We start from the raw sequence: 11,487 nt of genomic DNA, 5'->3' as shown, positions 1-11,487 counted from the left end.
TATCAGGTCGTTTTTTTATATGAATATAATTTGTATTAATTGAAGACAAATAACAACAATAAATTGCTTTATAAATATTATTTTTAATTAATTTTATTAAACAGCGCTATTAAATGACCGTTCAAAACTATACATTTTTATAATTTAAGGATGATGCTTTATAAAATTAATCCGTTAACGAAAGAAGATTAATTAGCAATGAGCCAGTGAAAGAGTGGTTAACGAAAATGTGATCGGTGTGCTTAAGCGTTTCAGAATTATTGCTGAAAAATATCGCAACAGGCGAAAAAGGTTTGGACTTAGATTTAATCTTATTGCCGGAATATATAACTGGGAGCTCAATTTGCGACATATACCCTGACACAGGGCAGGGCGGGATTCCACTTTGCTAATTTTTTAACCAAAAATAAGTTTACTACGAAAATCGGCTGACCAGGCGGCACGTCTACGTTTACTGGCAATACTATCTTGTTTACCTTTGTGCTGTTTAATCACACCCAACGCGACGCGATTGAAAAGAGCGACATGGGCTGCTCCATCCGGAGCTTTTATCAAGAGTTCATCTTCTCTAAACACCACATCCAATACCCAGTGAAGTTGATTTTCTATCCCCCAATGCAGCCGAATTGCCTGTGCCGCTTGTTCTGCATTCAGCGTTAATGAGCTGACATACCAACGTGACCGACAGTGGGTGACATTATTTTTTGTTCGTTCACTAGCGACCTCAATGAAAGTACGAATGGTAGGCCATTTCGCTTTTAATTCATTGGGTAATTCCGCATTAATTTGCATAACCGTACGTTTTTCTATCCGGCCATGCCCCTGATTAGTCTGCGTATATTCGTGCAATTTATCGCTATCATAGGCAAAAGCAAATTGCTGTTTTACCTGTTCAAACAGCTTCTTTTGAGTCGCTTTAAGCTGCACCACAAAATTGCCTTTACGTTGCGTGATAAGTGATGAAGTTGAGGTTTGGCAATGCAATGAATCGAGCGTCACAATAGCATTATCCAGCGCTAACGCGTCAATGCTCTGACGGGCTAATTCTCCTTCTTTTCCCTTATTGTTCGCCGCTTTTTGATAAAGCGTAATACCAGCATCAACATCATAGGCACTCACCACATGCAGCGCAGTGCAAATCTCTTCAGACCAGGTTCTCCGCAAGGTTTTACCGTCGATGGCGAGCAACGTCTTACCGGCTCGTTGGCGTCGTTCGTTAATCCATAAAAACAAGGATTGAATCAGCAAATTTGTATCTAATGCATTGATGATTTTAGCAATACAATGACGACGTGGGCTCTCACCATGATAAGAGCCATATTTTTTTAGCCAATCGAGCTGAGCTTCGCCAAAATCCTGGATGGATTTCCATCCCGAGGCCCCACTTAACACGTCGGCAAAAAACAGGAAAATAACATCGAGCAGGTGATGTTTGATATTAATATCTTTACGCGGGTCAGGGATCAGGGCTAATTGCTTTAAAATACTCATGATTACATATTCTTTAGGATACATAATATTATGAGCTTACTGCCTATTATTAGTTCACATTAAAGTGGGATCCCGCCCTGCCCTGTACTGTAGACTACTCAACGTACACTTCCACTAGCGTACGTATTTATTTTGCCAATGATGTCCGTTTGCACGCCTTTTTTTTGAACATAAGGATCCATATGAAGACAAACGTGCTTCATTGCCAGGCAACCATCGATAAAGCCTTCCGCGACTTGTATTTTTCTGCGGATTTCACTTTCGGAGCATTTCCATTTTTTAGCGATGACGCGTTTAGGGATACAATAAACATAATGTGCCAGAATAAGCGTTAATTCTTCCGGTTTACGCACTGCTTTTAAACGTCCTACCGCATGATCAATAATCATTCCATCATCGTCACTGCATGAAATTGTTTTATTTGGACTCGCTGGAAAGAGTCCTTTAAATCCCGCCGCGATAGGTGAATAATCCATCCTTGAACTATATCTTGCCCAAGTCCCCCAACGCTCTAGTATTAAATTTATATCTCTCATGTCATTTCCCTTTTTAACATTGAATTATTTATAGAATAAATTTCATTTTATATTTGATCATATAAACCGACCGTAAAAAATCACTTTTTTATTATTAATAATTAGTAATTATTATAAAAGTTATATTCTGATTGTTAATTTATTTGAATGTTTGTATATCGATTGTTGCGTTTACTAAAGGGTCGAAAATTTAATCTCGTTTATTTCTTTTACTATTTGATTGTAAAGCAGATAATTGATTGTAGATCGTATCCAGTTTTGTGTCTATGATGTTCTGAACACGGATGTGATCCTCGCGTCGTACGTATTTTAATGGCAGATCAGCACGAAACTCCAAAAATGTCCTCTCTGAGCGGCTAGCCGTTTTCACGTTCTGATAACAGGCCATTTCCAATGCGGAAAAACGTTCATGGAAGCGCTTTTCTATTTGTGTGAGTAATATTCGGCCTGCTGCAAATAAAAAACCAAAAAAACTCAACAATAAACTGATTAATGTCCAAATTTCTAATTCGACTTTCACAGTGTTAACCCAACCCATTGATGTAATCAAGTAACCCATTAACTTGCGCTTTTAGTGCTTGACATTGTTCACCGTTGTCATTGATGTTGGCGAGGATATCTCGGGCGGTGACGCCACTGGCGTATAATTTGCCATCAGCGGGTACGCCGCCACTGGGCGTTGGGATAATGCTGCCGGTAAGGGCGGTATTGTCGTTCGTGGGTATGCCGTTCGCTTTGTTGTATTGCTGCACGAAACCACGAGTAAACACACACTGCATAGGGTGACTTTGACCCTGTTGGTCAATATAACGCTGGGTGAAATCATTGATTTTCCTTTGTAATTGCGCATTGTTGGTGGTTAAGCGCTGCCGGGTGGAGAGGTAGGTTTGTTCGAGTTGATTAGCGCGAAGTGTTTGTTGCTGATAACGCTCTATTGCAATCTGTAATTCAGCGAGATGGGCTTCTGCCTGCTGTTGTTTTTTTTGGCTAAATTTTGCCTGTTGCTGTGCTAAGGCACGCTCTCCTAACGCTTTAGCATGTTGAAAACCATGGGTGTGTCCGGTGTAATACAGGCTGGCCATTAGCACTGTGCACAATGTTAAGCCCAGAATGCCCAAGACGATAGAGGTTTTATTCCACACAATAACTGCCTCCCCATAGCAGGTAACGTGGCGCGAGTGTATGTAGGATCCGTTGCGGATAGTGGCGATTTTCACGCCAATTGGCCTGAGAGCGTCCTGCATTGACGGTTTCGACCTGTTTGAACCATCGCAGGTGATCTAACTCTTTTTGAACTGCCAGTTTTTGATCTCGCTGAACCCATTTTAGTCCACCGTTATAGGCTGAAAGGGTCATCGCCATCTGTTCACAGTCATTAGCCGCTTGGATGCGCCACCATAACCAGCGGTCGTAGCTGATCAATGCCCGAATGGCCCACGAAGGATTAAAGGGCTGATTAGCACGTAAAGCGGGGATCATATTGCTGAACCAGCGTGCAGTAGACGGTATAAACTGTGCAAGCCCTTGTGCGCCTTGTGGTGACATGGCACTGGGTATCCAGCTACTTTCTTGGTGGAACTGGGCGGCAAAATCAGCAATAGGGGCATTGATCCCCCATTCGATTCGTGCGTTACGGATCACATCGGTTCGATAGGGCAAGGATGCCGGTGCCGGATTGGCTACGGCGGTATTGCATGCGATCATTGATAGAAAAATAATGAACAATAATCGTTTGCAGGAATGAAGTCGGTAAGGAAATGTATTCATGATTTATAAACCTATCGCCACTGCGATACATACCGCGGCGACAATCAAGGCTCTGCGGATCATGATCGCTGAAAATACTCGTTGATCCCCCCTTGATACCGGGTAACGGTTTTTAGCTGTTACATCACCTTCATCACAGAGGTACTGATCGGGGCGGGCTTTAGGAAACAGTGAGCGATCAAGCCAATAGCCCAGTACCGCCGCCAACGTGATCAGAGAAAGTTTGTAGATGACAACCGGTAACTGTTGCGGCGAAATAAGACTGATAATCGCAAGGAGTAAAATAGAAGTGATGATCCAGCCACTCAGGCGGGGTTTATTTATTTTTTTCATGTGATTTATCTCGTGATGAATGGGTCAATCTCGTTTTATTTTGAAACGGACTGTCATGAGGTTATGTTATTTATAATAAGTAAAACCTCACACTATGATAAAAAAATGATAGCGTGAGGATAGCGCCAGGTTTTTAAGTAGAGAAATGGCTTGTGAAACGCTCAAAAAAAGACGTATCGTCGGCTATTTATTTACCATCTACATAAAACATATTAATTTTCATTCTATGGTCGTTAGAAAACTTGGCGAGCATGGCTGCACAGGAATGGCAGGGCCTCAGGGTTGACGTGATATTCAATGTATAATCTCCTGGATTCATACCGATATAGTGGTGCACGGCTTCTAACAATTTTGTTTCAGTATCCGTACTTCTCGAAACCGGTTGTTCCCCGCCCATGGTAGAAATCGGATATAACTTAGCAGGATTTTCGTCTCGCTCACTGCCGTGAATATAGTGAACCTCTGAGTTTAAATTGTGGAATCGATAAGTTAGCGGGTCAAAGTCACCAGAAAATGCCGTGAATTCTTGTACGATTTCTCCTTTTGACTCAAGGGTTGCATACAGGGTATTACGGCATTTCACTATTTTTCTTAGCAATAGGCCATCACGTACCATCTGATCTGTAAATGTTGCCGCCAGAGCAGGTTTTATTCTTTTCTTGTGTTCAAGATCTGTACGAATGCTCTTTGTTTTTTCGCCTCCATTGTGTACGTCTGTCAGAAAGTTTACTGTTACGCCTACCATATTCGCTGTCTGTTGAGGGGACGCTGCCTGCATAATATCGCCTTGCTCAGCAAATTTATGATATTCGGCAACGATACTCCTGGATGATTCATTTTGTTGTTCCAGAGCTTCTATGAACAATTTGCCTAAATCCTCGTCGTGTTGGTTTACCATTTCTTTATAAAATGGTTGTGCTAGTTCGTTTAATGTTCTGTCACGGAAAGGGATGTGCAGTGTTCCTTTTACATGGTTGGCGAACCCGGTAAAAGCCTGGAGACCCTCTTTATGATTAATATCGATTGGGGGTGCTAATCCATCTTGGTCAGACAATAACACAGGGTTATTCCTGACCATGCGATATAAGTTTAGGCCATCGATGGTGCCAGCAGGATCAGCGTTGAGCCAGCGGCCGATCCACGGTTGGTAATAACGGTAACCGTAGTAGTAAAGCCCTGAAGCATCCCGCTCTTTACCCGAATAACGCAGGGTTTTGTAACTGGCTTCGATTGTACTGCGTGCTGCCCACAGTGCGGTGCCACCAAAGGGGTAATATTCTTCCTGGCTGATAAGATTACCGTCACCGTCCAGTTCCAGTTGACTGCTGCCAATCGAGTTGTCGTAGCTGTAGCGAAGGGAGTTATTCTGGATCCCATGCGGTGGGGGCGTTTCCCAATGGAGTACGCGTACTTGTGCCTGCCCCGCGACACCCACATTGATCACCTGCAGTGATTCTTTTATCTCATCGCCCCTCTTTTTTGTATGCAGTTCCAGGCCAGACAGGTAGACCACTTTTTTCTGAGACAGTGTTCCACCGGTCAATGTGAACTGTTGTTTGATCACCCGTCGCCCCGTGCTGTCATAGTGATACTTTTCTACATCATCGGGGTTTCCATCACGGTTAACACGTATGACCTGCTGTAGTTGATTACGGCTATTCCACATTAATTTTTCGGCGTGATATTGCAGTTGTTGTTGATTGCCTGCCGCATCGAAAAGCGATTCTATCTGATGTGATTGCCGCTCATCGCCATCTTGAAACAGTGCGTGATTAGATTGCTGAGAAACGTTGATATGGGTGGTATACCGATTCGCGCCATGATGCTGGATCTGAATTAAATTCCCTCCGCTGTCGTAGGTGTATTCACGGCTGTAGTTGACCGTGCGATTTTGATCGCCAATGAGGGGCGGTGGCGTAACAACTTGTGGGTTCCTTTGTCCATACGACTCACGACCTGTCGCTGTGCTCAGTTGATAGAGTGCATCGTAGCTGTAGCGGCTTTGCGCTTTTATTTCCTGATTTTTGTAAAATCGGCGGTTAATCGCGTGATCTTCAATACTGAGAATATTGCCAACGGGATCGTGTTGGTAGTGTAAGTCTTGTAGAATTTTTCTATCACTTTGCCGTGTGGTTTTGCTGTTGATGAGCCGTAAGTTCTGTGGGTCGTAGCGGTATTCGGTTTTCACCCCATTACCACTGATTTCGCACAATTTTTGTCCGGCGGCTGAGTAGGTTAATGAATCGACTATGCGTTGTTCGGGTTGATTATGTATCGTTAACCGGCTTGCTTGCAGTTGGCCTGCCACATCGTACACCAAACCTTGCTGATTCCCTTTCGCATCGATGTGCGTGATCGGCTTGCCCGCGGCGTTATAGCGGTTGCGGGTGGTGAACGTCTCTTCTGCTAACAAGGTATTCCAGGTGGTTTGATCTTCTCCCCGCCAGTCCAGCGGCTGATCGATATTACGGAGTAGCTGACATGCTTCACGTAACGGCTGGCCGGTTAACGCCACACTTCTCAAGGTGTTGACACCTGTCGTGTTGTAGTGGTGCAACAATCGGCCGGACAAATTGTATTTTTTATTTTCTTCGTTCACTGGCGCGTAGATAAAACGTTCAATCACCCGATCCGCCGTGCCCCCTACTGGCTGCTCAGACACCGCCAGGAGACGTCCATTTTTTCCTGTTTCATATTGCCAGCGCTGTTCTGTGCCACGCGCTTCTCTTTTCCACACGGGACGACCCTCAATGTCCTTGAGTATCATCTGACAACCGGCATCAACACTGTCAGTGTACAGCGCATTGCCAACCAGGTCAGATTGGTAAGTGAAGTTAGGTTTTATCGATAACTGTGTTAATTGCGCGTGATATAACCGAGGGTCGATATGGTTGATCACATGCCCCTCGGCATTATATTCACTGCGGCTAATGCCTTCTTTTACGCTTTCTTGTTCGCTGGTGCGATTGTATTGCAGTTCACGCACGGCTAACCCGCGGTTATCTACTACCTTAATAGTAGGCGTGCCACGGTATAGGTTGGGGTTAAAATGTGTTGTCATGATCCTGGCGTCTCCGTCATATTTTGCTGTCTTTTTTCCAATACCTCCGCGGCGGTATCATTTTCGTCCTCGTGCACGGTAAACCAAGGAAAGAAACGTGTCCGACTCAGGTAACCTTTCGTATCAATCTTCTGTATCTCGCGCCCGAGTGGGTCATAATAAACTACATCAGAAACACGGTTTTCACGCGCGCTGTCATCATTGACGTAACGCCAATCATCGAGATAGTAAGGGGGATAAATGCGCACCGGCTGACCTTTATGATCGTATTCCTTGCGTCCGGTGACCGCCCAGCGGCGCGCAGTAAACTGGGGCGCTGTTTGCATCAGGGCGCCCTCACTGTGACGTTGATAAGCCGTGCCCGCCTCATGGCGCACTGAGGTTTGTAGCAGGCGACAAAAACCGTCGCTGAACATCACTTGCTGGCTGAGTTTTTGTGGTGCATTGTCGACATAACGATCGGTCACCACGGTGGCAATATGTGGTGGTAATCGATGAGGCTCTTTCATCATCCACGAATCGACAGCAAAAACGTGGAATTGGGCGACAGGCAGAGGGCCTGTCCATGCCAAGGCTTCATCTACTGTCCTGGGTAGATGAAATTGCCCGGGTTCCGGCTTGGGAAATCCGACAGCGATTCCCTCTTCAATGCCGTAAAAGCCGCTGGCGCATAGGCGTCCCAGGGCATCAAATTGGGCCCAATGCGTATTGTCGTTCAAATCTTTAATTTGAAAGGGTGTTAAGAAACGATAGTCGTAGTCGGCTTCAGTCATCTGACCGACACTGTCTGTTATTTTTTTTATTACACAGTAGTATTTATCCCAGGTTAGTGTGCTTTTACCCATCAATGAAGTGCTGCATTGTCTCAATGGGCGATAAAAACCCGTGCTGTTTGCATAGTCGGTTTGGCCTTGACGGATCAGCCAAATTTTCTCACTCGGGGAAAATTGTGCGCTGGCCGGTAAGTAACCCGCTGCCACTAACTGCCGCTCAAGGGCTTCCCCTGTTAATTTATCAGCAAATGCGGTTAAGGTACGTTCATTTAGCACGGCGGTTTCAGTAAAAGCGACTAACGCTTGCACCGTGGGTTTTTCCAATGGTCTATCCGATTGGTTGGCGGTATAAAATATCTGCTGTTGCCCGGCGAAGGTTGATGTCTTGTGCTCTGGGTTGAGTGGTTGCACCTCTCTTGATAAACCCTGCTCAGGTATTTGATCTTGGGCATAGTGTAAGATATCGGTTTGCTGCAAATCAGGAAGCCCTAATCGCCATACACCCTGCGTGGTCAGATGATGCCACCGTTGCCGAGTGACTGTCGAACGTAATACCTCTTGTTGTTGGTCATAACTGCTCGACCAGCTGGTGAGCGGCAGATCGGTTGGATAGGGACTTTCGGTTGCGCGCGGCCTTCTTGGATAGTGAAGGGTGGCACTGTGCAAGGGGTAGCCCCATTCATCCGATTGAAACAAGATCTGTTGCTGACATTGGGGATCACTGATGATTCGTTCGTAATAATAGTCACGTTGCTCAATCAATAAAGGCAGTACGACGATAGACAGATTTTTCCTCTCTGGGGACGGCATCGAGGCTTGAATACGTCGTACTTGATAACGTGATTCGCTGACGGTGTAGGGAGTACTGGCTTTGCTGTTTTTATCGGACAGATCGCCATCCAGTCCATAGACTTCAGTGCGTAACATGCTGCCGTTGAGCGCACGGTATAGCCAATATGCTTCTTCTGTCGGTGTGGTTGGCTGGTCTTGATCACGGTTAAATGTGGTGAATAATGTTGCTTTACGGGGAAAGGCATGGCTGTCTTTTGCCCAAAATTCGTGCTGATGACGGGTTTCGTCCTGCGTTTGTCCCGTATGGTACCAGGTGCGACTCTGTTTGGTGTTCGCTCCATTGCCTAACGTTTCGGTATCCCAGGTGTCTACGCGACCAAAACCACGAAATTCGCGTTCTCGGTTATCGTAGACACCCTGGGAGTAAGACGCAACTTGGGTTAAGCGATTGCCGGTGATCTCATCTTCAGTGCAAATTTTAGTCAATAGATGAAGAGGGAAAGGTAAATCACTGGCATGAGGTTGCGCTTTTACGGTGGCTTTTTCATCCAGCCAACATTGAGCGGAACTGCGATACTGCAGCTGATAACGCATCCCACGGTTATTATTGACGTCGGTGAGCAAGTTAGACTTCTTCTGTACCCAATCACAGCGCCAGTGACGCGGTGTTGGATGGAAGAGACTGAGGATCACACTGGTGACACCTTGCCCCTGGATATCGGCGAGTGTGATCTGACAGCTGTCGTCATAACGGATGTCGGGGGGCAGCAGCAATATTTTCGGTTCTGCAAAGTGGTTACCACTCTGATTGCAATAAATGAGCAGACGGTCTGACTGGGCATACACCAGATCAGGTAGCCCTGAGCCGTCGAGATCGGCTAAAAATACGTAATTGGGCTGAAAAGTCGCACGAGGTTGCTCAAAACCAGGCAGAGTAATCGGTTGCCCAAAACGTCCCTGACCTAAATTCGGCCAACAGGTGACGCCATCGTGTCGTATTTGTACCCAATGAGGTTGTCCAGAGCCTAATACATCACTGAATGCTAACCATGTTAGGCTGTCTGTGGGTGTAGGTAGGCTAACACCTTCCGGTAGCGTGATCCCCTGACTCTTAGAAAAACCATCCCGCTGGTTAGCATAAACTCTGACACTGTTGCCCTCAATCAACACCAGATCAAACAATCCATGACCCATTAGGTCTGCCTGTTGCGCAGCGGGGTGGAAAAATTCACTGGGCAAGGCGGATAAGGGGGTAAAGTGAGTCCAGGTTTTATCCGCGCGTATGCCGTAGTAACCGGCGATGTTAGCCTGAGTGACGACCCAATCGAGGCGGCCACTGCCTGTCATATCCATCAAACGTGCACCGTCACGTAAAGAGGGGATCTGAGGCAAACGGGTGGCGGCAGAATAAGTGACAGTGTCATTTTCTGGTGTCACTTCACCGTCACGCTGTGGTGCCCGATACCACCATGCTCCCTGATCCTGATACAGGATCCCGGGTATTCCTTCGCCATACAGATCAACCAGCTGGTAATTTCGCCCGTCTTGGAATCCATTCAATCCGTTGCTTTGTTGCCAAGAAATGGGTTGCCACGGAGACGAGGTTATTGTTGGTTGAGAAGTTTGATAGCCAAATTCTAGCGGGGGGAGGGCACAAGGGTTCCCCGTTTCTTCGTGAGCAAGATGGCGACAAGAAACCAAGGTTGTCACCGCGGTATTTTGTTCGTAGGCTAATAGCCATCGACTGACTAATGCCGGCGTTTCGTCGGTGACGTTTTCCTCACCACTGAGTGCTTTTAAGCGATGAAACATCAATATTTGGTGACAAAGTCGCCGGGTACGTAGGTTAAAACCGTATTCATAGCGAGAAAAACAGTCAAGACGCACTGGCCAGCTTATCTCGGTATTAAAGGTAGGGCGGTCTTTCACGCTGAAAGATCGTTCGCCATAATCAAACACCAGTGTAAATAGCCAGTTATCGGCAGTAGGTACCTGTGTATCCCAGGAAAATAATGCCTCTTTCGCTGCGAGGTTACCGTAATAGATATGTGAGAGATACTGTTGCGCTGAATCTGTCGTATCATCTTCTGCACGGTAGGTATAACAAATATGTTCACCTGTCGGTGAGACCGACTCTTCGAGTAGCCAAATAGCAACACGGCGGTTATCTGCGGGATCGGCGATCCGGGCGCTGGCGTTTTTGCCCAGACAATGTAGCTGGCCATCGGCTGTGTAGACGAGCCAAAACGGTCGTGTTGGGCTTTCGTCCATCGGCTGCCAATATTCGATACGGCTAAACGCTCTTTCAACACGCGGTCGATAACGGGTAACGGTAAAACTTTCGCTTAGGGGGATACCTTGGCATTCAACAATATGATTCTGACTGTCGGGCTGGCCATCAGCCGTTTTCTGAACAATCAATACTTCACCGTCTGGACCGATAAAATCGTCCTGTGAGGTATAACTTGGTACACCTTTATTACTACGGCGTCGGATCGTCATGATCCCCACTTGCCAACCTAGGCCAAAAACCCCGTTACCGGTATCGCTGTTATAACTGAGCGCTAGGTCGGGTGCATAGCCTCGCCCCTTTGAAACCGGTAGTGGTAATGTAAAGGTGGCACTTCCGCCTGATGTGATAGTTCCGGGTGTTTCACCCATGCCTTGTACGGTGCCACCACTTTTTGGCAAGGAAAGTTCAGTAACTTTGATGCCCTGTTTTGAATTTTGCATA

Annotated in this window: 8 protein-coding genes and 1 pseudogene; 1 reads left to right on the top strand and 8 read right to left on the bottom strand. The window is 46.2% G+C overall.

Features of this window, described 5'->3' with window-relative positions:
- Positions 1-202: 202 nt before the first annotated feature.
- Positions 203-361: pseudogene (locus AAHH42_RS11785) on the top strand (IS5/IS1182 family transposase); the annotation flags it as partial.
- Between the two features lie 35 nt (positions 362-396).
- Here AAHH42_RS11785 and AAHH42_RS11780 read toward each other — a convergent pair.
- From AAHH42_RS11780 to AAHH42_RS11745, 8 genes are all read right to left on the bottom strand, one after another.
- Positions 397-1,491 carry an ISAs1 family transposase gene (locus AAHH42_RS11780; protein WP_342221203.1) on the bottom strand — a complete coding sequence of 365 codons (1,095 nt, stop codon included), beginning with the start codon at positions 1,489-1,491 and terminating at the stop codon, positions 397-399.
- A gap of 98 nt (positions 1,492-1,589) precedes the next feature.
- On the bottom strand, positions 1,590-2,027 hold the full coding sequence (locus tag AAHH42_RS11775) for an antiterminator Q family protein (RefSeq protein WP_072550813.1): 438 nt from the start codon (positions 2,025-2,027) through the stop codon (positions 1,590-1,592).
- Positions 2,028-2,217: 190 nt separating this feature from the next.
- Positions 2,218-2,547: a hypothetical protein gene (locus tag AAHH42_RS11770; RefSeq protein WP_072550816.1), complete on the bottom strand. Its 330-nt coding sequence runs from the start codon at positions 2,545-2,547 to the stop codon at positions 2,218-2,220.
- A gap of 4 nt (positions 2,548-2,551) precedes the next feature.
- Positions 2,552-3,169, bottom strand: coding sequence for a hypothetical protein (locus AAHH42_RS11765; RefSeq protein WP_342221202.1), 618 nt, complete (start codon positions 3,167-3,169; stop codon positions 2,552-2,554).
- Positions 3,159-3,731: a lytic transglycosylase domain-containing protein gene (locus AAHH42_RS11760; protein ID WP_342222073.1), complete on the bottom strand. Its 573-nt coding sequence runs from the start codon at positions 3,729-3,731 to the stop codon at positions 3,159-3,161. Before AAHH42_RS11760 ends, AAHH42_RS11765 begins: the two co-directional genes overlap by 11 nt.
- Before the next feature lie 66 nt (positions 3,732-3,797).
- Entirely contained in the window at positions 3,798-4,127 is a 330-nt protein-coding gene (locus tag AAHH42_RS11755; protein WP_119797110.1) for a putative holin, read from the bottom strand.
- 187 nt (positions 4,128-4,314) lie between these two features.
- Positions 4,315-7,188 carry an RHS repeat-associated core domain-containing protein gene (locus AAHH42_RS11750; RefSeq protein WP_342221201.1) on the bottom strand — a complete coding sequence of 958 codons (2,874 nt, stop codon included), beginning with the start codon at positions 7,186-7,188 and terminating at the stop codon, positions 4,315-4,317.
- Positions 7,185-11,486 carry a SpvB/TcaC N-terminal domain-containing protein gene (locus AAHH42_RS11745; protein ID WP_342221200.1) on the bottom strand — a complete coding sequence of 1,434 codons (4,302 nt, stop codon included), beginning with the start codon at positions 11,484-11,486 and terminating at the stop codon, positions 7,185-7,187. The genes AAHH42_RS11750 and AAHH42_RS11745 overlap by 4 nt, the downstream gene beginning before the upstream one ends.
- Between the last annotated feature and the right edge of the window lies 1 nt (position 11,487).

The sequence above is a fragment of the Candidatus Fukatsuia endosymbiont of Tuberolachnus salignus genome, from assembly GCF_964030845.1.
Lineage (GTDB): Bacteria > Pseudomonadota > Gammaproteobacteria > Enterobacterales > Enterobacteriaceae > Fukatsuia > Fukatsuia symbiotica.
This window is presented reverse-complemented; position numbering and strand designations above follow the sequence as displayed.

Coding starts and splice junctions, on each gene's coding strand:
- AAHH42_RS11780 (WP_342221203.1), bottom strand. CDS start 1,491: ATGAGTATTTTAAAGCAATTAGCCCTGATCCCTGACCCGCGTAAAGAT.
- AAHH42_RS11775 (WP_072550813.1), bottom strand. CDS start 2,027: ATGAGAGATATAAATTTAATACTAGAGCGTTGGGGGACTTGGGCAAGA.
- AAHH42_RS11760 (WP_342222073.1), bottom strand. CDS start 3,731: ATGATCGCATGCAATACCGCCGTAGCCAATCCGGCACCGGCATCCTTG.
- AAHH42_RS11755 (WP_119797110.1), bottom strand. CDS start 4,127: ATGAAAAAAATAAATAAACCCCGCCTGAGTGGCTGGATCATCACTTCT.
- AAHH42_RS11750 (WP_342221201.1), bottom strand. CDS start 7,188: ATGACAACACATTTTAACCCCAACCTATACCGTGGCACGCCTACTATT.
- AAHH42_RS11745 (WP_342221200.1), bottom strand. CDS start 11,486: ATGCAAAATTCAAAACAGGGCATCAAAGTTACTGAACTTTCCTTGCCA.